Below are 22,717 nucleotides of genomic sequence, written 5' to 3' on the forward strand. Positions count from 1 at the left end.
GGAATCCATTTCTATGGCATCAACTGCTGACATCAAGAACGGCGCCGTCCTCAACATCGACGGCCAGCTGTGGAGCGTCATCGAGTTCCAGCACGTCAAGCCGGGCAAGGGCGGCGCCTTCGTCCGCACGAAGCTCAAGAACGTCGTCACGGGCAAGACCGTCGACAAGACCTACAACGCGGGCGCGAAGGTCGAGTTCGAGAACGTCGACCGCCGCGACTACACCTACCTGTACAACGACGGCGACGGCTTCGTGTTCATGGACCAGTCGGACTACGACCAGATCACGGTTCCCGCGTCCATCGTCGGCGACGCCGCCAACTTCATGCTCGAGAACCAGTCGATAACGATCGCCATGAACAACGGCAACCCGCTGTACGTCGAGCTCCCGGCATCCGTCGTTCTGGAGATCACCTACACCGAGCCCGGCTTGCAGGGCGACCGCTCGACCGGCGGAACCAAGCCGGCGACCGTCGAGACCGGCTACGAGATCCAGGTTCCGCTGTTCCTCGAGACGGGCACGAAGGTCAAGGTCGACACCCGCACGGGCGACTACCTCGGCCGCGTCAACGACTAGTGAGCGCACGGTCAAAAGCGCGCAAGCGCGCCATCGACATCCTGTACAGCGCCGACGTGCGCAGCATCGCCGTGCGAGAGGCGCTCACGGCGGAAGCGAAGCGCGCCGCAAGTGAGCCCGCCCGCGAGGCGTCCTGGCTGTACGCGCGAGAGATCGTCGACGGCGTCATCGACCACCAGGCCGAGATCGACGAGCAGATCGAGACGTACGCGCAGGGCTGGACGCTCGAGCGCATGCCCGTCGTGGATCGCGCCGTGCTGCGCATCGGCGTGTGGGAGCTCCTGTTCAACCCGGAGATCCCGACGGGTGTCGCCATCAACGAGGCCGTCGAGTCGGCCAAGACGCTGTCGACGGACGAATCGGCGGGCTTCGTCAACGGGCTGCTGGGGAAGATCGCCGAAGCCGCCGGGGTCGCCTGAGTCGGGCACCCGCATTCGGGTGCGGTACGATCGAACAAACGACACCTTTAAGGCCGTCCTGTGAGGCGGAGAAGGGAGTCTGCATTCGGCATGCGCATCGTGTTGCAGCAAGCAGACATCGCGCGGGCCCTGACCCGCATCGCTCATGAGATCCTCGAGTCCAATCGCGGACCCGAAGGACTCGTCATCCTCGGCATCCCCACTCGCGGCGTGCCACTCGCCGATCGCATCGCCGGTCACATCCGCGACATCTCCGGACAGCCCGTGCGGGTCGGCGCACTCGACGTGACGATGTACCGAGACGATCTCGATCGGCACCCCACCCGTGCGCCCGCCCCGACCTCGATCCCCGGAGGCGGCATCGAGGGAGCGACCGTCGTGCTCGTGGACGACGTGCTGTACTCCGGTCGCACGATCCGCGCCGCTCTCGACGCGCTCAGCGACATCGGTCGACCCGCGATCGTGCGCCTCGCGACCCTCATTGACCGCGGCCACCGCGAACTGCCGATCCGGCCCGACTTCGTCGGCAAGAACCTGCCGTCATCGCAGGCCGAGCGGATCAACGTGCTCCTGAGCGAGCTCGACGGGGAAGAGGCAGTGACGATCGAAGGCGGCGCGAACTGATGCGCCACCTGCTCAGCACCAAGACCCTCGGCTACGACGAGGCCATCGGCCTGCTCGACGTCGCTGAGGACATGGCCGCCACCCAGCAGCGCGAGGTGAAGAAGCTCCCCACGCTGCGCGGCAAGGCCGTCGTCAACCTCTTCTTCGAGGACTCGACGCGCACGCGCATCTCGTTCGAGGCCGCGGCGAAGCGGCTCTCGGCCGACGTCATCAACTTCAGTGCGAAGGGCTCGAGCGTGTCGAAGGGCGAGAGCCTCAAGGACACCGCCCAGACCCTCGAGGCCATGGGCGCCGACGCCGTCGTCATCCGGCACAGCGCCTCCGGCGCTCCGCGCACCCTCGCCTCAAGCGGCTGGATCAGCGCCGGAGTGCTCAACGCGGGCGACGGGACGCACGAGCACCCCACTCAGGCGCTGCTCGACGCGTTCACGATGCGCAAGCGAGCGCACGGATCGGCAAGCCGTGCCCGCGACCTCAACGGAATGCACGTCGTGATCGTGGGCGACATCCTGCACTCGCGAGTCGTGCGCTCGAACGTGTGGCTGCTCTCGACGCTCGGCGCGCACGTCACACTCGTCGCGCCTCCGACGCTCCTGCCCGTCGACGTGTCGGGCTGGCCCGTGCGGATCTCCTACGATCTCGACGAGGTTCTCCGCGGCGAACCGGACGTCGTGATGCTCCTCAGAATCCAGTCGGAACGCATGCACGACGCGTTTTTCCCGAACAGCCGGGAGTATTCACGACGGTGGGGCCTGGACGACGCGCGATTCGCCCGTCTGCCGCAGAGTACGATTGTGATGCACCCCGGCCCGATGAACCGCGGACTCGAGATCTCCTCGCTCGCTGCTGATTCAGTTCAGTCGACGGTGCGCGAACAGGTCACGAACGGAGTTTCCGTGAGGATGGCCGCGCTCTATCTTCTTCTGTCCGGCGACCGGGAGGACTCCCTGTGAACACGCAGCCCATCATCATCACGGGCGCGACGCTCGCCGACGGAACCCGCACCGACATCCGAGTCACCGACGGACGCATCGCGGAACTCGGCACGGGTCTCTCGGCATCCGGAGCCCGCGTCATCGATGCGGACGGGCTGCTCGCCCTTCCCGGTCTCGTCGACCTGCACACGCACTTGCGGGAACCCGGCTATGAGCAGAGCGAGACCGTGCTGACGGGAACCCAAGCGGCCGCAGCGGGCGGGTTCACCGCCGTTTTCGCGATGGCGAATACGTCGCCGGTCGCGGACACGGCCGGGGTCGTCGAGCAAGAGCTCGAGCTCGGACTGCGCGCGGGCTACGCGACGGTGCAGCCCATCGGCGCCGTCACTATCGGCCTCAAGGGAGAGCGCCTCGCCGAACTCGGCGCCATGGCCTCCTCGCGCGCCAAGGTTCGCGTCTTCTCCGACGACGGCTTCTGCGTGGCCGACCCGCTGCTCATGCGCCGCGCTCTCGAATACGTGAAGGCGTTCGACGGCGTCATCGCGCAGCACGCTCAGGAGCCGCGGCTCACCGAGGGCGCGCAGATGAACGAGGGCGCGCTCTCGGGCGAGCTCGGCCTGACGGGCTGGCCCGCCGTGGCCGAGGAGTCGATAATCGCGCGCGACGTGCTGCTCGCGGAACACGTCGGGTCCCGCCTGCACGTGTGCCACGTGTCGACCGCGGGAAGCGTCGAGGTGATCCGCTGGGCGAAAGCACGCGGGATCCCCGTCACCGCCGAGGTCACACCCCACCACCTGCTGCTCACGGAGGACCTCGTGTCGGGCTACGACGCACGCTTCAAGGTCAATCCGCCGCTGCGCACGGCTGACGACGTGCACGCGCTGCGCGCCGCTCTCGCCGACGGCACCATCGACATCGTCGCAACGGACCACGCGCCCCATCCCAGCGAGAGTAAGGACTGCGAGTGGGACGCGGCGGCGAACGGAATGGTCGGCCTCGAGTCCGCGCTTCGCGTCGTGCACGAGGCGGTCGTCTCCGCCGGGCAACTGGACTGGAGCGACGTGGCGCGCGTGCTCAGCGCGACGCCCGCGCGCATCGGCCGACTCGCCGGACAGGGCGAGCCGATCGCGGTCGGATCGCACGCGAACCTCGTGCTCTACGACGAGAACGCGCGCGCCGACTTCACTGCCGCGTCCCTCGCAGGTCGCAGCCGCAACTCGCCGTATATCGACCGGACGCTTCCGGGCCGCGTCGTCACGACGATCCACAACGGAACCGTCACGCTCGACGACGGCGTGCTGCGAGACGAGCACGAGCTCGCGGAAGAGGTGGCGCGTGGATAAGGTCATTCCCGGCCTCATCGTCGCGGCGATAGTCGTCGTCATCTTCGCCGCCATGTGGGCCGGCTGGCGACGACGAACGCGGCGCGACGCCGGCCATGCACCCGCCTCGGTGCCCGCCGACTTCGCCGTGCTCGAGGAGTACGAGACCCTCTATGTCGCCACGACGGAGCGCGACGCGCCACTGGAGCGACTCGCCGTCCCCGGCCTCGCCTACCGCGCCGCCGCCCGACTGCTGATCGGATCGAACGGGCTCGCCCTCGAGATCCCCGGCGAGCGAACGACGTTCCTTCCGGCACGGCAGCTCCGCGGCATCCGCACCGCCCAGATGACGATCGACCGCGTTGTCGAAGCCGACGGCCTTCTGCTGCTGGCCTGGACGCTGCCGGACGGCACCGACTGCGACAGCTACCTGCGCGTGCGCGACGGGAGCGAACAGCCCGCCGTCATCGACGCCATCACGAACCTGATCCCCACATATCCGGCCGACTCGGCCGCCGAGAGCGAGAACAACGTATGACATCCCCCTCCTTCACCCCGCCATCACCCGCCGTGCTCGTGCTGGAAGACGGCACACGATTCACGGGCAGCGCCTACGGCGCGACCGGGCGAGCGCTCGGCGAGATCGTGTTCTCCACCGGCATGACCGGGTACCAGGAGACCCTCACCGACCCGTCATACGCCGGTCAGATCGTGCTCATGACGGCACCTCACATCGGCAACACCGGCGTGAACACCGAGGACATGGAATCCGGAAAGATCTGGGTCGCCGGCTACGTCGTGCGCGACCCGTCCCGCGTGGTGTCGAACTTCCGCGCCGAGGAGAGCCTCGACCAGGCGCTCGCGACCGACGGGATCGTGGGAATCAGCAATGTCGACACGCGCGCCGTGACCCGGCACATCCGCTCCGCCGGCGCGATGCGCTCCGGCATCTTCTCGGGCGAGGAGCTGCGCCTCAGCGACTCCGAGCAGCTGCAGGTGGTGCGCGAAGGCGCTCAGATGTCGGGGCTCAACCTCTCGGCCACGGTGTCGACCGCCGAGACGTACACGCTGCCCGCGGTTGGCGAGCGCATCGGCTCCGTCGCCGTGCTCGACCTTGGCGTGAAGACCTCGACCCTCAACTACCTCGCCGAGCGCGGCTTCGACGTGCACGTGCTGCCGCAGAACGTCGACGCGGCGCAGATCCTCGAGCTGGGGCCCGACGCGCTCTTCTACTCCAACGGCCCCGGCGACCCGGGTGCCTCCGACCGCCACGTCGAGTTGCTCCGTGAGGTGCTCCGCGCCGACGTGCCGTACTTCGGCATCTGCTTCGGCAACCAGCTGCTCGGCCGCGCGCTCGGCTTCCCCACCTACAAGCTGCCGTTCGGTCACCGCGGCATCAACCAGCCGGTGCTCGACAAGAGCACCGGCCGAGTGGAGATCACGGCGCACAACCACGGCTTCGCCGTCGACGCGCCGATCGAGGGGATCAGCGAGTCCAGTGAGGGCTTCGGCCGTGTCGAGGTCAGCCACTACGACCTCAACGACAACGTGGTCGAGGGCCTCAACTGCCTCGACATCCCCGCGTTCAGCGTGCAGTACCACCCTGAGTCCGCGGCCGGTCCGCACGACGCCCGATACCTCTTCGACCGCTTCCGCGACATGATCGTGGCGAAGCGCGCCGACACCGACAGCTCGAACAACGCAGGAGACAACAACTAATGCCGAAGCGCGAAGACATCAACAGCGTCCTTGTGATCGGCTCCGGCCCGATCGTCATCGGCCAGGCGTGCGAGTTCGACTACTCGGGCACGCAGGCCTGCCGCGTGCTGCGCGAGGAAGGCGTGCGCGTCATCCTCGTCAACTCGAACCCCGCCACGATCATGACCGACCCCGACTTCGCCGATGCGACCTACGTCGAGCCCATCACGTGGCAGGTCATCGAGACGATCATCGCGAAGGAGAAGCCCGACGCGATCCTCCCCACCCTCGGCGGGCAGACCGCGCTCAACGCGGCCGTTCAGCTGCACGAGCACGGCATTCTCGAGAAGTACGACGTCGAGCTCATCGGCGCGAACCTCGAAGCCATCCAGAAGGGCGAGGACCGGCAGGCGTTCAAGGACCTCGTGATCGAATGCGGCGCCGACGTCGCCCGCTCCTACATTGCGACGAGCGTCGATCAGGCCAAGGAGTACGCGAAGGACCTGGGCTACCCGCTCGTCGTGCGCCCGTCGTTCACGATGGGCGGCCTCGGCTCGGGCTTCGCCTACACGGAAGAGGAGCTCGTGCGGATCGTCGGCGACGGCATCCACCAGAGCCCTACCCACGAGGTGCTGCTCGAGGAGTCGATCCTCGGCTGGAAGGAGTATGAGCTCGAGCTCATGCGGGACGCGGCCGACAACACGGTCGTGGTCTGCTCCATCGAGAACGTCGACCCCGTCGGCGTGCACACGGGAGACTCGATCACCGTCGCGCCGGCGCTCACCCTCACCGACCGCGAGTACCAGAAGCTGCGCGATGTGGGCATCGACATCATCCGCGCCGTCGGCGTGGACACGGGCGGCTGCAACATCCAGTTCGCCGTCGACCCGGCCGACGGCCGCGTCATCGTCATCGAGATGAACCCGCGCGTGTCGCGCTCGAGCGCCCTCGCATCGAAGGCGACGGGCTTCCCGATCGCGAAGATCGCGGCCAAGCTCGCCATCGGGTACCGGCTCGACGAGATCCCGAACGACATTACGCAGGTCACTCCGGCCAGCTTCGAGCCGACGCTCGACTACGTGGTCGTGAAGGTGCCGCGGTTCGCGTTCGAGAAGTTCCCTGCCGCCGACCCGACGCTCACGACCACCATGAAGTCGGTGGGCGAGGCCATGGCGATCGGCCGCAACTATGCGACGGCGCTGCAGAAGGCACTGCGCTCTCTCGAGAAGCGCGGCTCCTCGTTCCACTGGCTCGAGGAGGAGCGCACCGCCGACGAGCTGCTCACGCTCATCGCGACGCCGACCGACGGCCGCATGGTCCTCGTGCAGCAGTCGCTGCGCAAGGGCGCGACGGCGAAGCAGGTGTTCGACGCGACGAAGATCGACCCGTGGTTCATCGACCAGATCGTTCTCATCAACCAGGTCGCCGAGTACATCAAGGCCGCGCCGATGCTCGACGGCACCGTCATGCGGGCCGCGAAGAACCACGGCTTCTCCGACGCCCAGATCGGTCAGCTGCGCGGCTTCGCCGAGGATCAGGTGCGCGAAGTGCGCCACATCCTCGGCGTGCGGCCGGTGTTCAAGACCGTCGACACGTGCGCGGGCGAGTTCCCGGCGCTCACGCCGTACCACTACTCGAGCTACGACCAGGAGACCGAGGTGACGCCGAGCGATCGCCGCAAGGTCGTGATCCTCGGGTCGGGCCCCAACCGCATCGGTCAGGGCGTCGAGTTCGATTACTCCTGCGTGCACGCCTCGTTCGCCCTGCACGACGCGGGGTTCGAGACGATCATGATCAACTGCAACCCCGAGACCGTTTCGACCGACTACGACACGAGCGACCGCTTGTACTTCGAGCCGCTCACGCTCGAGGACGTCCTCGAGGTCATCGACGCGGAGTCCCGCTCCGGCGAGCTCGTCGGCGTTATCGTGCAGCTCGGCGGGCAGACGGCGCTGAGCCTCGCGAAGGGCCTCAAGGCGAACGGCGTCACGATTCTCGGCACGACGCCGGAGGCCATCGACACGGCGGAGGAGCGTGGACAGTTCGCGCAGATCCTCGAGAACGCCGGCATCCTCTCGCCCCGCAACGGCACCGCGATCGACGAGGAGGGCGCCATCCGCGTCGCCGATGAGATCGGCTACCCGGTGCTCGTGCGCCCGAGCTTCGTCCTCGGCGGCCGCGGCATGGAGATCGTCTACGACCGAGACGCGCTGCACGACTACTTCGCGCGCATCGCCGGTCAGGGCATCGTCGGGCCGGAGCACCCGCTTCTCGTCGACCGTTTCCTCGACGACGCCATCGAGATCGACGTCGACGCCCTCTACGACGGCGAGCAGCTGTACATCGGCGGAATCATGGAGCACATCGAAGAGGCCGGCATCCACTCCGGGGACTCGAGCTGCACGCTCCCGCCCGTGACGCTCGGCAATGTGCAGATCGACGCCGTGCGCGACGCGACCCGCGCGATCGCCGAAGGCATCGGCGTGCAGGGGCTGCTCAATGTGCAGTTCGCGATCGGCCAGGGCGTGCTCTACGTGCTTGAGGCGAACCCGCGCGCGTCCCGCACCGTGCCGTTCGTGTCGAAGGCGCTCGGCATCCCGCTTGCGAAGGCCGCGTCGCTCATCATGACCGGCTCCAGCATCGCCGAGCTGATCGACTCGGGCCTGCTGCCCGCGACGGACGGATCGCACGTGCCGATCGACTCGCCCGTCGCCGTGAAGGAGGCCGTGCTGCCGTTCAAGCGCTTCCGCACGAAGGAAGGCACGATCGTCGACTCCGTGCTCGGCCCCGAGATGCGCTCGACGGGCGAGGTCATGGGCATCGACAAGGACTTCCCGACGGCGTTCGCGAAGAGCCAGGATGCCGCTTACGGCGGCCTTCCTCTTGAGGGCACCGTTTTCGTCTCGGTGTCGGACCAGGACAAGCGCTCGATCGTGCTTCCCGTTCTGCGCCTGCAGGAGCTCGGCTTCGACATCCTCGCGACAGAGGGCACCTCGCGGGTTCTGACCCGGTACGGAATCAAGGCCCGCACGGTTCGCAAGGTCAGCGAGGGCGGCGAGACCGTCGTCGACCTGATCGACCGCAACGAGATCGACATCGTCGTGAACACCCCGAGCGGCGGCTCAGCCCGCGCGGACGGCTACGAGATCCGCGCCGCGACAGTCGCCGCCGACAAGCCGATCTTCACGACCGTCGCGGAGCTCTCGGCCGCTGTCGCCTCGCTCACCGCCGTGCGCGAAGGCTTCCAGGTGACGAGCCTGCAGGAGTACCAGCGCCAGCGGGAGCTCGCCGGATGACCGAGCGCTTCGGCGCACGCCTCGAGCGCGCCTTCTACTCGAGCGGCAGGCTGTGCCTTGGCATCGACCCGCACGCCTACCTGCTCGAGTCGTGGGGGCTGCCCGACACGGCTGCCGGGGCGCGCGAGTTCGGGTTGAGGTGTGTGGATGCCGCCACCGGCGCCGTGGGAATCGTCAAGCCGCAAGTCGCGTTCTTCGAACGCTTCGGCTCGGCCGGCTACGCGGCGCTCGAGGACGTTCTCGCGGCGGCTCGCGCTGCCGGACTTCTCGTGATCGGCGACGTCAAGCGCGGCGAGATCGGCTCGAGCATGGCGGGCTACGCGTCAGCCTGGCTGACGCCGGGCTCACCGCTCGAGGTGGACGCCATGACGCTGAACCCCTATCTCGGGGTGGGGACGCTCGAGGACGCCTTCGCGACGGCCGATGCAGCAGGAAAGGGCGTGTTCGTGCTCGCCGCGACCTCGAATCCGGAGGCCGCGACGGTGCAGCACGCGCGCACGCGGTCGGGCGACACCGTGTCGGCCGACGTGCTCGCGGGCGTCAGCCGCTGGAACGGCACGAACGGTGCGGAGCGCAGGGTGGGCTCCGCGGGCGTCGTCATCGGCGCCACGCAGTCGCTTTCCGCCTTCGGCCTCGACACCGAGACGCCGCATTCGCCCGTTCTCCCGGTGCTCGCGCCGGGCTTCGGCCACCAGGGCGCCCGCCTCGAGGACGCGCCGTCCGTGTTCGGCAGGCTGGCTGCCGGAGTGATCGTGAGCGAATCCCGCAGTATCCTGTCAGCCGGGCCCCAAGAGCTCGCGAGCATGGCCGCGCACCGCGCCGAAGAAGTGAGGAAGTGCTTTGTCTGAACCGTCGCATCGGCGTCCGCCCGAGGTAGACAGAGTCGCCGCGTCCCGCGCCGCCGTTGCCGCGCGACGGGCTCGCGCCGCCGTGAAGGCCGACGTCGCAGCCGGGCGTCGCTCGGCCCTCGACGTGCTGCGCGCGGGCCTCGCCGACCCCGAGGGAGTCGAGGGCCGACTTCGCGTCACCGATCTCCTGATCAGCGTGCCCGCCATCGGCGTCACCAAGCTCGAGCGGATTCTCGACGAGCTGCACATCTCCCGCTCCAAGCGCATCGGCGGACTCGGCGTGCACCAGCGGGAGCGTCTGTCCGAGTTCCTCGGCACGCGCGAATCCATCAACCGGTCGCGTCGCCGGAGCCGGCTCGTCGTGCTCGCCGGGCCGACCGCCGTGGGGAAGGGAACGGTCGCGTCCTACATCCGCGACCACCATCCCGACGTTCTCCTGAGCGTGTCCGCGACGACTCGACCTCCCCGGCCGGGCGAGATCGAGGGCATCAACTACTTCTTCGTCGACGACAGCGGCTTCGATCGGCTCGTCGCCGACGACGAGCTGCTCGAGTACGCGACCGTGCACAACTCGTACCGGTACGGCACACCGCGCGGCCCGATCGAGCAGGCGCTCGCGTCGGGAAACAGCGTTCTCCTCGAGATCGACCTGCAGGGCGCGCGGCAGGTGCGAGAGCGCATGCCGGAGGCGACGCTCGTGTTCCTCGCCCCGCCCAGCTGGGACGAGCTCGTGCGCCGCCTCGTCGGTCGCGGCACGGAAGGAGCCGAGGAACGCGCCCGTCGACTCGAGACCGCGAAGCTCGAGCTGGCCTCCCAAGACGAGTTCGACTTCCGCGTCGTTAACGGTGACGTCGCCGAAGCGGCCCAGGAAGTCGTAGAATTGATAAAGACTCGCGGCCGGAGCCCCCGCCGGGCGAACCCCGCAGCAGCATCCAACGCCGCAACGACCACACGAGGAGTGTGACTACACCTATGGCCGACAAGCTCAAGGGAATCATTGACCCGCCGATCGACGACCTGCTGTCGAAGGTCGACTCGAAGTACCAGCTCGTCATCTTCGCGTCCAAGCGTGCGCGTCAGATCAACGACTACTACGCTGACCTTCACGAGGGAAGCCTGTTCGACAACGTCGGCCCGCTCGTCGACTCCACCGTCGAGGACAAGCCCCTCTCGGTTGCCCTGCACGAGATCAACGAGGACAAGCTGGTTCTGCGCCCGCTGTCCGAGTAGCAACCGAGCGAATGTCGGTGGTGCAGCCCACGCTGGAACCACCGACATTTTCATGTGCCGACACGACACCGTAGGGACCCCAAATGACGCAGCTGCGACTCTTCACCTCTGAATCCGTCACAGAGGGGCACCCGGACAAGATCTGCGACCAGATCTCCGACAGCATCCTCGATGCGCTCATCGCGGCCGATCCGCGCAGCCGCGTCGCCGTCGAGACGCTCGTCACGACGGGCCTCGTGCACGTGGCCGGTGAGGTTTCGACCTCCGGCTACGTCGAGATCCCCGCCATCGTGCGCGATGTCATCCGGGGCATCGGCTACACCTCGAGCGAGGCCGGTTTCGACGCGGACTCGTGCGGCGTGTCCATCTCGATCGGCGCGCAGTCGCCCGACATCGCCCAGGGCGTCAACGACGCGTTCGAGGCGCGTGAGCAGTCCTCGGGGGACGCCTATGACCGGCAGGGCGCGGGGGACCAGGGCATCATGTTCGGCTACGCCACGCGTGAGACGCCGCAGCTCATGCCGATGCCCGTGTGGATCGCGCACCGGCTCTCAGAGCGGCTCTCGTACGTGCGGAAGAGCGGCGAGCTCGACTACCTGCGGCCGGACGGGAAGACGCAAGTGACGGTCGGCTACGAGGGCGACGTGCCCCGCGCCGTCAAGACGATCGTGCTCTCGACACAGCACGCGCCGAACGTGAGCACGGAGCAGCTGCGCGCGGACGTCGCCGAGCACGTGATCCGCCCCGTCCTCGCGCCGCTCGACCTCGACATCTCCGACTACCAGCAGTACATCAACCCGACCGGCACGTTCACCATCGGCGGCCCGAAGGGCGACGCCGGACTGACCGGTCGCAAGGTGATCATCGACACGTACGGCGGCTCCGCACGCCACGGCGGCGGGGCGTTCAGCGGCAAGGATCCGTCGAAGGTCGACCGCTCCGCGGCATACGCGATGCGCTGGGTCGCGAAGAACGCCGTCGCCGCCGGACTCGCCGACCGGCTCGAAGTTCAGGTTGCGTACGCGATTGGCAAGGCATCGCCCGTCGGACTGTACGTCGAGACCTTCGGCACCGGGCGCGTCTCCGACGAACGCATCGTCGCCGCTATCAACGAGGTCTTCGACCTCCGCCCGGCCGCCATCATCGACGAGCTCGACCTGCTGCGCCCCATCTACGCGCAGACGGCGGCATACGGTCACTTCGGCCGAGAGCTGCCCGACTTCACGTGGGAGCAGACCGGACGCGCCGACGACCTGCGGGCCGCAGCCGGACTCTGACGTGACCGCCCGCGTCGCCCGGGTGATGATCGACTCGCCCGTCCCGGCTCTCGACCACCCCTTCGACTACGCGATCCCCGATCACCTGGTCGACGATATCGTCGTCGGCGCCCGCGTGCGCGTGCCGCTGCGCAGCGGCGGGCGACGCGCCGACGCATACGTAATCGAGCTCGCCGAGCAGAGCGATTTCGACGGGCAGCTGAGCGCGATCGACGAGCTGGTGTCTCCGATCCCAGTTCTCACTCCCGAAGTCTGGCGACTCGCCCGCCGCGCCGCCGACAGGGCGGCAGGCACCGCGAGTGACATCGTGCGGCTCGCCGTGCCCAAACGACACGTGCGCGTCGAGAAGGCGTGGCTCGCGGCCGAGGAGCCGAAGCCCCTCTCCATCGAACCGCCCGCCGTCGAGGGCTACGCCGACCCTGACCGGCTCACCGCCCCGGGAACGCGCTCGGCGCTGTCCGCCATCCCGACGCTCGCCGAGACGGACGCGGGCGTCACCGTCGGACGCTGGGCGGCGACGGTCGCCCAGCTCGCGGCTCGCGTGCTCGCGACGGGCAGGAGCACGATCGTCTGCGTGCCCGACTACCGCGATCAGGACCAGCTGCAGTCCGCCTTGGCGGACTGCGTTCCCGCGCACGCGGTATCTCGCCTCGACGCGCGGCAGAGCGCCGCCGAACGCTACCGCGCCTTCCTCGAGTGCCTGCGACCCGGCCCTCGCGTGATCATCGGCAACCGCTCGACCATCTACGCGCCGGCCGCCGAGCTTGGCCTCATTCTGGTCTGGGACGACGCCGACGATCTCCACGCCGAGCCCCTCGCCCCGTATGTGCACACACGCGACGCCGCGCTCATCCGGCAGGAGGACAGCGGGTGCGCGCTGATCCTCGCCGGGCACACCCGCAGCGTCGAGGCGCAGCGCCTCGTCGAACTGGGCTGGCTCACCGCCGTCGAACCGGCACGGACCACAAGTCCCCGCGTCATTCTCAGCGACCCCGCACAGACGGGCGAGACCGCGCGCATCCCCTCGGCGGCGTGGCGCGCCGCACGCGAGGCGCTCGCGCACGGCCCCGTTCTCGTGCAGGTTTCGCGCCCGGGATACGCCCCCGTCGTCGCTTGCCAGCGCTGCCACACCGCCGCACGCTGTCGAACGTGCCACGGCCCGCTCGGCATCCGCTCGGCGGGAGCAGCCCCGAGCTGTGCCCTGTGCGGCGCCATCCAGGCGGGATGGGCGTGCGACGAGTGCGGCGCAACACAGCTCCGCCTCGTCACGCGCGGCACGGGGCGGACGACCGAGGAGCTCGGTCGAGCATTCCCCGGCACGATGGTCGTCACCTCCGACGGCGAGCATCGCGTCGAACGGGTTCCCGCCCGGCCGGCGCTCGTCGTCGCGACGCGGGGAGCCGAACCGGTGGCCGACGGCGGCTACCACGCGATCCTGCTCCTCGACGGCGAGCGGATGCTCGCCCGCGAGGCGCTCAGCATCGCCATGGACTGCTTGCGCTGGTGGGCGAACGCCGCGGCCCTCAGCGCGCCCCGAGCACCCGTCGTGCTCGTCGGAGTCGGCGGCCGGCTCGGTCAGGCGCTCGCGACGTGGACCCCCGAGTCGTTCGCGGCCGCCGAACTCGCCGACCGTCGGGAGCTGGCGTTTCCGCCCGCCGTGCGCACCGCCTCGGTGAGCGGAGACCTCAGCGCCGTGGAGCGCGCCATCGACGGCGTCGATCCGGCGCTCTACCGCGACGTGCTCGGCCCGACCGAGCTGCCCGACGGCGGTGTACGGTCGGTTGTGCGCTTCGACTATGCGAAGGGCGCCGCTCTCGCGGCCGCCATGCGGGCCGCGATCATCGCCAACACGACCACACGCCGCCGCACGCCCGCGGCGAAGGGCGGCTACCGTCCGCCGCCGAGCCTGCGGATCAGATTCGACGAAACGGAGATCCTGCAATGAGAATCGTCTTCGCCGGCACTCCCGCCGTCGCCGTCCCCTCGCTTGATGCGCTGCACGATGCCGGACACGACATCGTCGCTGTCGTCACTCGAGAAGACGCCCCGCTTGGACGCAAGCGCGTGCTCACCCCCTCACTCGTCGCCGCCCGCGCGAGCGAACTGGGCCTTCCGCTCGTCAAAGCCAACCGGCTCGATGACGCCGTGACCGCCCGCATCGCCGAGCTGCGTCCCGAACTCGGCGTCATCGTCGCCTACGGCGGACTCGTTCGCGAACCGCTCTTGTCGACACCCCGCCACGGCTGGATCAACTTGCACTTCTCCGCGCTTCCCGCCTGGCGTGGCGCCGCTCCCGTCCAGCGCGCGCTCATCAACGGCGACGCGAGCATCGGGGTCACCGTCTTCCAGCTCGTTCCCGCCCTCGACGCCGGCGACGTGTGGACTGCGGCCACCGAGACGATCGGTCCCGACGAGACCGCCGGCCAGCTCCTCGACCGGCTCTCCCGCTCCGGAACCGCGAGCGTGCTCGAGGCCGTCGAGCGCATCGCCGCGGGCAACGCGGAGCCCCGCCCGCAGCAGGGTGCCGAGAGTTACGCCCACAAGCTGACCTTGGAGGACGCACGGCTGGACTGGACCAAGGACGCCGAGCAGATCTACAACCGCTTCCGCGGCGTCACGCCGGAGCCCGGCGCGCACACCACTGTCGCCGGCGCGCGGTTCAAGATCCACGCCATGGGCCGACCCGGCCCGCGGACGCCCGCGCTCGAGCCGGGGGAGTTCGGCGAGGCCGACGGCGTCGTGCTCGTCGGCACGGCGACGGAGCCGCTCGTTCTCGAGCGCGTGCAGCCGGCCGGGAAGGCCGCGATGGCAGCCGCCGACTGGTGGCGCGGACAGCGCGGGCGCGAGCTTCGCGCCGAGTAGGGAGAGTCATGGACAGCAGAGCACGCGGCAGGCGACCGCAACGGCCCGCCGGAGCAGACGTCGTGCAGCCGAGCAGGCTCGTGGCCTTCGACGTGCTGCACGCCGTCGACGCGGACGAGGCGTACGCCAATCTGCTGCTGCCGCACGCGATCGAGAAGGCCGGGCTCTCGAGCGCCGACGCGGCCCTCGCCACCGAGCTCTGCTACGGCACCCTGCGCGGTCGCGGCTTCTACGACCGCGTCATCGAGATCGCCGCGAACCGTCCGGCGGCGAGCCTCGACGAGCCCGTGCGCAACGTGCTCCGGCTCGGCATCCATCAGCTGCTCGCCACACGAGTGGCGCCGCACGCCGCCGTGAACGAGTCCGTCGCTCTCGCGCACCGAGTGGCGAGCCGCTCGGCGACCGGCTTCGTGAACGGGGTGCTGCGACGCGTCACGCGCGACAGCGCCGAAACGTGGCGGAATCTCGTCGCCGAGAGTGCGGGAGACGAGACGGAGACGCTCGCACTGACCTCCTCGCATCCCGTGTGGATCGTGCGCGCCTTCCGGCAGGCACTCGCTGCCGAGGGCCGAGGCGACGAGCTCGAGGCGCTGCTCGCCGCCGACAACGCCGCGCCGCGCGTCAACATGGTCGCCCTGCCCGGCGTCGCCGAACGGCCCGCCGATGCCGAGCCCGACCGCTACTCGCCCGTAGGATTCGTCCTCGGCCAGGGCGATCCGGATGCCGCCGTGCGCGGCTCTGCCGGGGCGCTGCGCGTGCAGGACGAAGGCTCGCAGCTCGCCGCTCTCGTGCTCAGCCGGGCAGAGGCCGTGCGCCCGGGGGAGCGCTGGCTCGATCTGTGCGCCGGGCCCGGAGGGAAGACGGCTCTGCTCGGGGCGGAGGCGGCCCGGAACGGCGCCTCGGTCGTGGCGAACGAAGTCGTGCCGGCGCGCGCGGAGCTCGTGCGGCGGGCCGTTGCTCCCGTCGCCGACCACGTGGACGTCGTCACGGGAGATGGCCGCGACGTCGGCCGGCAGCATCCGCAGCGCTTCGACCGCGTGCTCGTCGACGCGCCATGCACGGGCCTCGGTGCGCTGCGCCGCCGCCCGGAGGCGCGCTGGCGGAAGCAGCCGAAGGACGTCGCGGAGCTCTCGAGCCTGCAGTCGGAGCTGTTGCGCTCGGCGCTCGACGCCGTGAAACCCGGCGGCATCGTCGCCTACGTCACGTGCTCGCCGCACCTCGGCGAGACCCGCGCGATCGTCGGCGACGCCATCCGCCGTTCGCAAGGCACCGTCTCGTCACTCGACACTCCCGCTGTGCTGCGCAGCATCGTCGGCGACATCGACCTCGGCACGCCGGAGCAGGACCGCTCTCCCGAGATCGCGCACGTGCAGCTGTGGCCGCACCGGCACGGGACCGACGCCATGTACATGGTTCTGCTGCGCACGGCCGCTGAGTGAGCCCTCGATAGGATCGGTCCATGGCAACGCGCATCAACCCGAGTATCCTCTCCGCCGACTTCGTCAACTTCGAGAGCGAGCTGAAGCGCATCGCGAACGCCGACCTCGTGCACGTCGACGTCATGGACAACCACTTCGTCCCGAACCTCACGTTCGGCCTGCCGATGGTGCAGCGCTTGCAGGAGGTGTCGCCGATTCCGCTCGACGTGCACCTCATGATCGACGACGCCGACCGCTGGGCTCCCGATTACGCCGAGACGGGCGCCTTCTCGGTCACCTTCCATGCCGAGGCCGCGAGCGACCCCGTTGCACTCGCCCGGCGGCTGCGACAGATCGGCGCGCGCGCCGGGATCGCGCTCAAGCCGGGGACCGACGTCTCGCCGTATCTGGACCTGCTGCCCGAGTTCGACCAGGTGCTCGTCATGACCGTCGAGCCCGGCTTCGGCGGCCAGAGCTTCATGCACGACATGATGCCGAAGCTCCGCTCCGTGCGCAGCGCGGTGAACGCGGCCGAACTCGACGTGTGGCTGCAGGTCGACGGGGGAGTGAACGCCGAGACGATCGAGATCGCCGCCGAGAACGGCGCCGACACCTTCGTCGCGGGCTCGAGCGTTTTCGCCGCGGACGACCCGGCCGCACAGGTCGAACTGCTGCGCGAACGCGCCGCGGGCCACCGCCACGGCGCATAATCGCGACTCGGCGACCGGGTAGGCTGGAGCGGTGAAGACTTTCGACGCCCTGTTTGCCGAGCTCACCGAGAAGGCCGAGACCCGCCCGGCGGGCTCGGGAACCGTCGCGGAGCTCGACGCCGGCGTGCACACGATCGGGAAGAAGATCGTGGAGGAGGCCGCGGAGGTCTGGATGGCGGCCGAGTACGAGACCGACCAGGAAGCCGCCGAGGAGATCTCCCAGCTGCTGTACCACGTGCAGGTGATGATGGTCGCGAAGGGGCTGACCCTCGAGGACGTGTACCGACATCTGTGACGCTCGCCGCCCTGCGGCATCCGCCACCGTCACTTCGAACACACGAGAGCACCCACACGAATGTTGCGAATCGCAGTGCCCAACAAGGGCTCGCTGGCCGAGACGGCCGCAGACATGCTGTCCGAGGCCGGCTATCTCACCCGCAAGGACCCGAAGGCCCTTCACCTCGTCGACGAGCGGAACAACGTCGAGTTCTTCTACCTCCGGCCGCGTGACATCGCCACGTACGTCGGCTCGGGCGCCCTCGACGCGGGCGTCACGGGCCGGGACCTGCTGCTCGACTCCGGGTCAGCGGCGCGCGAGGTCGCTCCGCTCGACTTCGCCGACTCGACGTTCCGCTTCGCCGGGCCGCCCGCACGCTTCAGCGAGCTGAGCGACCTGGAGGGCGTGCGCGTCGCGACGAGCTACCCCGGACTTGTCGGCGACTTCCTCGAGCGCGCGGGAGTGCGCGCCGAGCTCGTCCGCCTCGACGGGGCGGTGGAGTCCGCCGTCGACCTCGGTGTCGCGGATGCCGTCGCCGACGTCGTCTCGACGGGCACGACGCTGCGCAACGCCGGGCTCGAGATCTTCGGGCCGGTCATCCTGCAGTCAACGGCCGTCGTCATCACCGCGCCCGACCAGCGGCCCGGAACCGACGTGCTGCTGCGGCGGCTGCAGGGCGTGCTCGTCGCCCGCCGCTACGTGATCATGGACTACGACCTGCCGGTGGCGCTGCTCGAGAAGGCGACCGCGGTCACTCACGGAATCGAGTCGCCGACCGTGTCGCCGCTCAAGGACCCCGAGTGGGTCGCCGTGCGCGTCATGGTGCCGCGCAGCGACATGAACCAGATCATGGACGAGCTCTACGGCCTCGGCGCGCGGGCCATCCTGGTCAGCGCCATCCACGCTGCGCGATTGTGAGGCGCCGCTGATGTCTCTCGCCGTTCGCGTCATCCCGTGCCTCGACGTCGCCGCCGGGCGCGTCGTCAAGGGCGTCAACTTCCTGAACCTCCGCGACCAGGGCGACCCTGTCGAGCTCGCGGAACGCTACTTCCAGCAGGGCGCCGACGAGCTCACCTTCCTCGACGTGAAGGCGACGGTCGACAACCGCGACACGATGTACGACGTCGTGCGGGCCACGGCCGAGAAAGTGTTCATTCCGCTCACGGTGGGCGGCGGCATCCGCTCGGTCGAGGACGTCGCGAAGCTGCAGGCGCACGGCGCCGACAAGATCGGCATCAACAGCGCCGCGATCGCCCGGCCCGCGCTCATCGGCGAGATCGCCGACCGGTTCGGCGCGCAACTCGTCGTGCTCTCGCTCGACATCACACGTGACCCGGGCATGCCCTCCGGCTTCGTCGTGACGACCCACGGGGGCCGCACGAAGACCACGATCGACGCCGTCGCGTGGGCGCGCGAGGCCGTCGAGCGCGGCGCCGGCGAGCTGCTCGTCAACTCGATCGACGCGGACGGCACGAAGACCGGCTTCGATCTCGAGCTCATCACGCTCATGCGGGAGAACGCCGCGGTACCGGTCATCGCCTCGGGCGGCGCCGGCGCGGCCGAGCACTTCCCGCCCGCCATCCGCGCCGGAGCTGACGCCGTTCTCGCGGCGAGCGTATTCCACTCCGGCCAGCTGTCCATCTCGGATGTGAAGCAGTCGCTCTCCTCCGAGGGAATCGAGGTTCGCTGATGGACGTCGAGAACGTCGTGGCCCGTGCCCGCTTCGCGGACGACGGCCTGCTGCCCGCGATCATTCAGCAGTGGGACACTCGCGAGGTGCTCATGCTCGGCTACATGGACGCCGAGGCGCTGCGCCGAACGCTCACGAGCGGCCGCGTCACGTTCTGGTCGCGCTCCCGACAGGAGTACTGGCGCAAGGGCGACACCTCCGGCCACCGGCAGTATGTGAAGGGCGCCGCTCTGGATTGCGACGCTGACACGCTGCTCGTGCAGGTCGACCAGGTCGGCGCGGCGTGCCACACCGGCACTCGCACCTGCTTCGACGCCGACACGCTCGATCCCGCGATCGGCGACGAGGGGGAGAGCCGATGAGCGGTCCCATGGGCTCGATGAGCCGTGCCGATTTCGATGCGCACGTCGCCGAGGGGCTGCGGGTCATTCCCGTCGTCCGCGAGATCTTCGCCGACGGCGAGACGCCGGTCGGCATCTACCGCAAGCTCGCGGCCGGTCGGCCGGGCAGCTTCCTGCTCGAATCCGCGGAGCAGGGCGGCATGTGGTCCCGCTTCTCCTTCGTCGGGGTCTCGTCGTTCGGGGTGCTCACGCAAGACGGTGATGCGGCCACGTGGCTCGACGACGGCCTGTCGGCAGAACGCGCCATCGGCGACCTCACCGCGCGCGAGCCTCTGCAGGCCGTCGAGGACCTCGCTCAGCGCTGGCGGACGGCCCGGATTCCCGGGCAGCCCCCGCTGACCGGCGGACTCGTCGGCTTCATCGGCTGGGAAGCGATCCGGCAGATCGAACGGCTGCCGAACGTTCCGCCCGCCGAGTTCCCCGTTCCGGGTCAAGCGCTGTGCTTCGCCGCCGACATCGTCGTGCTCGACCACCGCTTCGGCACCGTGCAGCTCATCGCGAACGCCCTCAACGACGGCCACCTCGATGCCGACGAGATGTGGACGGACGCGCAGCGCCGGCTCGACGTCATGCAGAACGGCCTCGCCGCCCCCTCGGAGGCGTGGCTCGCCGACGTGGACCTCTCCCTCGTGCCGGAGGCACGGCACCGCACCGAGAAATCCGACTTCCTCGCCGCCGTCGAGAAGAGCAAGCGCTACATCCACGATGGGGATATCTTCCAGGTCGTCATCTCCCAGCGGTTCGAGCTCGACAGCACCGCGGATCCGCTCGACGTGTACCGGGTGCTTCGTGCGCTCAACCCCAGCCCGTACATGTACCTGCTCACACTCGAGGCGCCCGACGGCACACCGTATTCGGTCGTCGGCTCCTCGCCGGAAGCGCTCGTGAAGGCGCAAGGCGGCCACGTCGTCACGCACCCTATCGCCGGCTCAAAGCCTCGCGGCGCGACGCCGGAGGAGGACGCGGAGTTCGAGAGCACGCTGCGCGCCGATCTCAAGGAACGCGCGGAGCACCTCATGCTCGTCGATCTCGCCCGCAACGACCTCGCGAAAGTGTGCGAAGCCGGCACCGTCGACGTCACCGAGTTCATGCGCGTCGAGCGGTTCAGCCACATCATGCACCTCGTGTCGAGCGTAGAGGGCCAGTTGCGCGACGACGTGAGCCCCGTCGACATCTTCCGTGCCACCTTCCCCGCGGGAACGCTCTCGGGCGCGCCGAAGCCGCGCGCGCTGCAGATCATCGACGAGCTTGAGCCGGCCCAGCGCGGCGTCTACGGCGGCGTCGTCGGCTACATCGGGTTCTCCGGCGACACCGACCTCGCGATCGCGATTCGCACGGCGACGATCATCGACGGCACCGCTCTCGTCCAGGCAGGCGGCGGGCTTGTCGCCGACTCGGTGCCCGAGTCGGAGTACGAGGAGTCGCGCAACAAGGCGGCGGCGCCCCTTCGCGCGGTCGCCATCGCGAACGCGATCACACGGATCGGCGCAGTATGACGGCGCGCCGGCTCAAGACGACGCTCATCCTCGCGACGCTCGCCGTGAGCGGTCTCGCCCTGCTGAGCTGGACCCAGCCGTGGTTCACGCTCTCGCTCACGCAGGGCACGCACGCCGGCAGCTCCGTCGACGTCGGCGGTGACGCGGCAGGTCCCGCCGTCGCCGCGCTCGGCCTCGCCGGCCTCGCCCTCGGCGCGGCCCTCGGCATCGCCGGTCGCGCCTTCCGCATCGTCTTCGGCGTGCTCGAGCTGCTGATCGGCGCGAGCCTCGTCACCTCCGCCGTCATCGCTCTCGCAGACCCCGCTAGCGCGAGCTCGCAGAAGGTCACGGAGCTGACCGGCGTCTCCGGCGACTCCGCCGTGCACGAGCTCGTGCGCACAGCGGCGCCGACCGCGTGGCCGTTCGTCGCTCTTGCCGCCGGCGTCCTGCTCGCCGTTCTCGGCGTCGTCGTCGGCGTCACGTTCCGCCGCTGGCCCGGGCCGAACCGCAAGTTCGAGACCACGCACGACGACACACAGGCGCCCGACGCCGTCGACAGCTGGGACGAGCTGAGTCGGGGCGAGGACCCGACACGTTAGCCGATAGACTCTAAGACGCACCCTGCGAGAGAAGGAGTTCCAGTGAACCCAGAGACCATCGACCCCGGACACGGCCATTCTCCGGCCGCTTGGGTAGCGGTCGTCATCATGCTTGCCGCGTTCGTTCTCGGCACGGTCATGCTGTTCATCGGGCAGCCGTACGGCGTCGTCGCGGCCGCCGTGCTCCTCCTGATCGGTCTCCTCGTCGGCTGGATCCTCAAGAAGGCCGGATACGGCGTCAACGGACCGCGTTACCAGCCGAAGGGCCACTGACCGCTGTGGCTGACCTGCTGGCCGAACTGACAGCCGGGTCGGTCGCCGACGCCGAGGCCAGGCGCGAGCAGCATCCGCTCGCCCAGGTCGAGAAGGCAGCGACGGATGCCGCTCCCGCGATCGACGCGCTCACGGTTCTCGCACCCGCGGAGCGCGTCAAGATCATAGCCGAAGTGAAGCGCGCGAGCCCCTCGCGCGGCGACCTCGCCGACATCCCCGACCCGGCGGTGCTGGCCGCGACGTACGAGCGCGGCGGGGCGAGCGCGATCAGCGTGCTGACCGAGCAGCGCCGCTTCAAGGGGTCGCTCTCCGACCTCAGGGCCGTCAAGAGCGCCGTGTCGCTGCCCGTGCTGCGGAAGGACTTCGTCGCGACGCCGTATCAGGTGATCGAGGCGCGTGCGGCCGGTGCCGACATCGTGCTGCTCATCGTCGCCGCTCTCGATCAGCCGCAGCTCGTCGAGCTGCACGATCTCGTGCGCGAGCTCGGCATGACAGCGCTCGTCGAAGCGCACACGGCCGACGAAGTGCAACGATCCATCGACCTCGACGCGCGGCTCGTCGGCATCAACGCCCGCAACCTGAAGAACTTCGAGCTCGACAGGGACCTGTTCGGGCGGCTCTCGCCCGCTCTTCCCGCGCACACGATAAAGGTCGCGGAGTCCGCTGTCTCGAGCGCGTCGGACGTCGCGCACTACCGCAGCGCCGGCGCCGACGTCGTGCTCATCGGCGAAGCCCTCGTCACGAGCGACCCGATTGCCACCCTCAACGATTTCCTGGCGGTGTGAC

At 69.3% G+C, this 22,717-nt stretch carries 24 protein-coding genes; all 24 read left to right on the plus strand.

Translation table 11 applies throughout. The annotated features are described in order from the left end of the window. Positions 1 to 13 precede the first annotated feature (13 nt). The 24 genes from efp (at position 14) to trpC (ending at position 22,716) form a co-directional block, all read left to right on the plus strand. A complete protein-coding gene (efp, locus tag BLV49_RS14385) occupies positions 14 to 577 on the plus strand; it encodes an elongation factor P (RefSeq protein ID WP_091186033.1) in 564 nt (187 codons plus the stop codon). Continuing rightward, entirely contained in the window at positions 577 to 996 is a 420-nt protein-coding gene (gene nusB, locus BLV49_RS14390; protein WP_091186037.1) for a transcription antitermination factor NusB, read from the plus strand. The genes efp and nusB overlap by 1 nt, the downstream gene beginning before the upstream one ends. Positions 997 to 1,086: 90 nt before the next feature. Next, positions 1,087 to 1,620: a bifunctional pyr operon transcriptional regulator/uracil phosphoribosyltransferase PyrR gene (gene pyrR / locus BLV49_RS14395; protein ID WP_091186041.1), complete on the plus strand. Its 534-nt coding sequence runs from the start codon at positions 1,087 to 1,089 to the stop codon at positions 1,618 to 1,620. After that, on the plus strand, positions 1,620 to 2,573 hold the full coding sequence (locus BLV49_RS14400; protein WP_091186044.1) for an aspartate carbamoyltransferase catalytic subunit: 954 nt from the start codon (positions 1,620 to 1,622) through the stop codon (positions 2,571 to 2,573). The genes pyrR and BLV49_RS14400 overlap by 1 nt, the downstream gene beginning before the upstream one ends. Continuing rightward, positions 2,570 to 3,898: a dihydroorotase gene (locus BLV49_RS14405; protein WP_091186048.1), complete on the plus strand. Its 1,329-nt coding sequence runs from the start codon at positions 2,570 to 2,572 to the stop codon at positions 3,896 to 3,898. Before BLV49_RS14400 ends, BLV49_RS14405 begins: the two co-directional genes overlap by 4 nt. Continuing rightward, a complete protein-coding gene (locus tag BLV49_RS14410; protein WP_091186051.1) occupies positions 3,891 to 4,415 on the plus strand; it encodes a PH-like domain-containing protein in 525 nt (174 codons plus the stop codon). The genes BLV49_RS14405 and BLV49_RS14410 overlap by 8 nt, the downstream gene beginning before the upstream one ends. Further along, positions 4,412 to 5,596: a glutamine-hydrolyzing carbamoyl-phosphate synthase small subunit gene (gene carA, locus BLV49_RS14415; protein WP_176980857.1), complete on the plus strand. Its 1,185-nt coding sequence runs from the start codon at positions 4,412 to 4,414 to the stop codon at positions 5,594 to 5,596. Before BLV49_RS14410 ends, carA begins: the two co-directional genes overlap by 4 nt. Further along, positions 5,596 to 8,871, plus strand: coding sequence for a carbamoyl-phosphate synthase large subunit (carB, locus tag BLV49_RS14420; RefSeq protein WP_091186057.1), 3,276 nt, complete (start codon positions 5,596 to 5,598; stop codon positions 8,869 to 8,871). The genes carA and carB overlap by 1 nt, the downstream gene beginning before the upstream one ends. Next, entirely contained in the window at positions 8,868 to 9,719 is an 852-nt protein-coding gene (gene pyrF / locus BLV49_RS14425) for an orotidine-5'-phosphate decarboxylase (RefSeq protein WP_091186061.1), read from the plus strand. The genes carB and pyrF overlap by 4 nt, the downstream gene beginning before the upstream one ends. Continuing rightward, entirely contained in the window at positions 9,712 to 10,683 is a 972-nt protein-coding gene (gene gmk, locus BLV49_RS14430; protein WP_091186065.1) for a guanylate kinase, read from the plus strand. The genes pyrF and gmk overlap by 8 nt, the downstream gene beginning before the upstream one ends. Before the next feature lie 8 nt (positions 10,684 to 10,691). Continuing rightward, complete coding sequence (gene rpoZ, locus BLV49_RS14435; protein ID WP_091186069.1) at positions 10,692 to 10,949, plus strand: DNA-directed RNA polymerase subunit omega; 258 nt, start codon at positions 10,692 to 10,694, stop codon at positions 10,947 to 10,949. A gap of 83 nt (positions 10,950 to 11,032) precedes the next feature. After that, positions 11,033 to 12,226: a methionine adenosyltransferase gene (gene metK / locus BLV49_RS14440; protein WP_091186072.1), complete on the plus strand. Its 1,194-nt coding sequence runs from the start codon at positions 11,033 to 11,035 to the stop codon at positions 12,224 to 12,226. Between the two features lie 25 nt (positions 12,227 to 12,251). Next, positions 12,252 to 14,171 carry a primosomal protein N' family DNA-binding protein gene (locus BLV49_RS14445; protein WP_091187393.1) on the plus strand — a complete coding sequence of 640 codons (1,920 nt, stop codon included), beginning with the start codon at positions 12,252 to 12,254 and terminating at the stop codon, positions 14,169 to 14,171. Further along, entirely contained in the window at positions 14,168 to 15,088 is a 921-nt protein-coding gene (fmt, locus tag BLV49_RS14450; protein ID WP_091186075.1) for a methionyl-tRNA formyltransferase, read from the plus strand. Before BLV49_RS14445 ends, fmt begins: the two co-directional genes overlap by 4 nt. Before the next feature lie 8 nt (positions 15,089 to 15,096). After that, positions 15,097 to 16,527: an RsmB/NOP family class I SAM-dependent RNA methyltransferase gene (locus tag BLV49_RS14455; RefSeq protein WP_091186079.1), complete on the plus strand. Its 1,431-nt coding sequence runs from the start codon at positions 15,097 to 15,099 to the stop codon at positions 16,525 to 16,527. 20 nt (positions 16,528 to 16,547) lie between these two features. Next, positions 16,548 to 17,216 (plus strand): ribulose-phosphate 3-epimerase, encoded by a 669-nt coding sequence (gene rpe / locus BLV49_RS14460; protein WP_091186083.1) that lies wholly within the window; start codon positions 16,548 to 16,550, stop codon positions 17,214 to 17,216. A 31-nt stretch (positions 17,217 to 17,247) separates the two neighbouring features. After that, positions 17,248 to 17,511: a phosphoribosyl-ATP diphosphatase gene (locus BLV49_RS14465; RefSeq protein WP_091186086.1), complete on the plus strand. Its 264-nt coding sequence runs from the start codon at positions 17,248 to 17,250 to the stop codon at positions 17,509 to 17,511. Positions 17,512 to 17,571: 60 nt separating this feature from the next. Continuing rightward, positions 17,572 to 18,411: an ATP phosphoribosyltransferase gene (gene hisG / locus BLV49_RS14470; RefSeq protein ID WP_091186089.1), complete on the plus strand. Its 840-nt coding sequence runs from the start codon at positions 17,572 to 17,574 to the stop codon at positions 18,409 to 18,411. 10 nt (positions 18,412 to 18,421) lie between these two features. Further along, positions 18,422 to 19,183 (plus strand): imidazole glycerol phosphate synthase subunit HisF, encoded by a 762-nt coding sequence (gene hisF, locus BLV49_RS14475; RefSeq protein ID WP_091186093.1) that lies wholly within the window; start codon positions 18,422 to 18,424, stop codon positions 19,181 to 19,183. Beyond that, positions 19,183 to 19,545, plus strand: coding sequence for a phosphoribosyl-AMP cyclohydrolase (gene hisI / locus BLV49_RS14480; protein WP_091186097.1), 363 nt, complete (start codon positions 19,183 to 19,185; stop codon positions 19,543 to 19,545). Before hisF ends, hisI begins: the two co-directional genes overlap by 1 nt. Continuing rightward, the gene (locus tag BLV49_RS14485) at positions 19,542 to 21,080 is read left to right on the plus strand and encodes an anthranilate synthase component I (RefSeq protein ID WP_434061463.1); all 1,539 of its coding nucleotides are present in this window, start codon (positions 19,542 to 19,544) and stop codon (positions 21,078 to 21,080) included. The genes hisI and BLV49_RS14485 overlap by 4 nt, the downstream gene beginning before the upstream one ends. Then, positions 21,077 to 21,658, plus strand: coding sequence for a Trp biosynthesis-associated membrane protein (locus tag BLV49_RS14490; protein WP_091186106.1), 582 nt, complete (start codon positions 21,077 to 21,079; stop codon positions 21,656 to 21,658). The genes BLV49_RS14485 and BLV49_RS14490 overlap by 4 nt, the downstream gene beginning before the upstream one ends. A 42-nt stretch (positions 21,659 to 21,700) precedes the next feature. Continuing rightward, positions 21,701 to 21,931, plus strand: a complete 231-nt coding sequence (locus BLV49_RS14495) for a DUF6704 family protein (protein ID WP_091186109.1) — start codon at positions 21,701 to 21,703, stop codon at positions 21,929 to 21,931. Positions 21,932 to 21,945: 14 nt separating this feature from the next. Beyond that, positions 21,946 to 22,716 (plus strand): indole-3-glycerol phosphate synthase TrpC, encoded by a 771-nt coding sequence (trpC, locus tag BLV49_RS14500; RefSeq protein WP_091187395.1) that lies wholly within the window; start codon positions 21,946 to 21,948, stop codon positions 22,714 to 22,716. The last annotated feature ends 1 nt before the right edge of the window (position 22,717 follow it).

It is taken from the genome of Paramicrobacterium humi (assembly GCF_900105715.1).
Classification (GTDB): Bacteria; Actinomycetota; Actinomycetes; order Actinomycetales; family Microbacteriaceae; genus Paramicrobacterium; species Paramicrobacterium humi.

Bases quoted from the DNA above. Each gene is read 5' to 3' on its own strand.
- efp (WP_091186033.1), top strand. From the start codon at position 14: ATGGCATCAACTGCTGACATCAAGAACGGCGCCGTCCTCAACATCGAC.
- pyrR (WP_091186041.1), top strand. From the start codon at position 1,087: ATGCGCATCGTGTTGCAGCAAGCAGACATCGCGCGGGCCCTGACCCGC.
- BLV49_RS14400 (WP_091186044.1), top strand. From the start codon at position 1,620: ATGCGCCACCTGCTCAGCACCAAGACCCTCGGCTACGACGAGGCCATC.
- carA (WP_176980857.1), top strand. From the start codon at position 4,412: ATGACATCCCCCTCCTTCACCCCGCCATCACCCGCCGTGCTCGTGCTG.
- carB (WP_091186057.1), top strand. From the start codon at position 5,596: ATGCCGAAGCGCGAAGACATCAACAGCGTCCTTGTGATCGGCTCCGGC.
- pyrF (WP_091186061.1), top strand. From the start codon at position 8,868: ATGACCGAGCGCTTCGGCGCACGCCTCGAGCGCGCCTTCTACTCGAGC.
- rpoZ (WP_091186069.1), top strand. From the start codon at position 10,692: ATGGCCGACAAGCTCAAGGGAATCATTGACCCGCCGATCGACGACCTG.
- metK (WP_091186072.1), top strand. From the start codon at position 11,033: ATGACGCAGCTGCGACTCTTCACCTCTGAATCCGTCACAGAGGGGCAC.
- BLV49_RS14445 (WP_091187393.1), top strand. From the start codon at position 12,252: ATGATCGACTCGCCCGTCCCGGCTCTCGACCACCCCTTCGACTACGCG.
- fmt (WP_091186075.1), top strand. From the start codon at position 14,168: ATGAGAATCGTCTTCGCCGGCACTCCCGCCGTCGCCGTCCCCTCGCTT.
- BLV49_RS14455 (WP_091186079.1), top strand. From the start codon at position 15,097: ATGGACAGCAGAGCACGCGGCAGGCGACCGCAACGGCCCGCCGGAGCA.
- rpe (WP_091186083.1), top strand. From the start codon at position 16,548: ATGGCAACGCGCATCAACCCGAGTATCCTCTCCGCCGACTTCGTCAAC.
- hisG (WP_091186089.1), top strand. From the start codon at position 17,572: ATGTTGCGAATCGCAGTGCCCAACAAGGGCTCGCTGGCCGAGACGGCC.
- hisF (WP_091186093.1), top strand. From the start codon at position 18,422: ATGTCTCTCGCCGTTCGCGTCATCCCGTGCCTCGACGTCGCCGCCGGG.
- hisI (WP_091186097.1), top strand. From the start codon at position 19,183: ATGGACGTCGAGAACGTCGTGGCCCGTGCCCGCTTCGCGGACGACGGC.
- BLV49_RS14485 (WP_434061463.1), top strand. From the start codon at position 19,542: ATGAGCGGTCCCATGGGCTCGATGAGCCGTGCCGATTTCGATGCGCAC.
- BLV49_RS14490 (WP_091186106.1), top strand. From the start codon at position 21,077: ATGACGGCGCGCCGGCTCAAGACGACGCTCATCCTCGCGACGCTCGCC.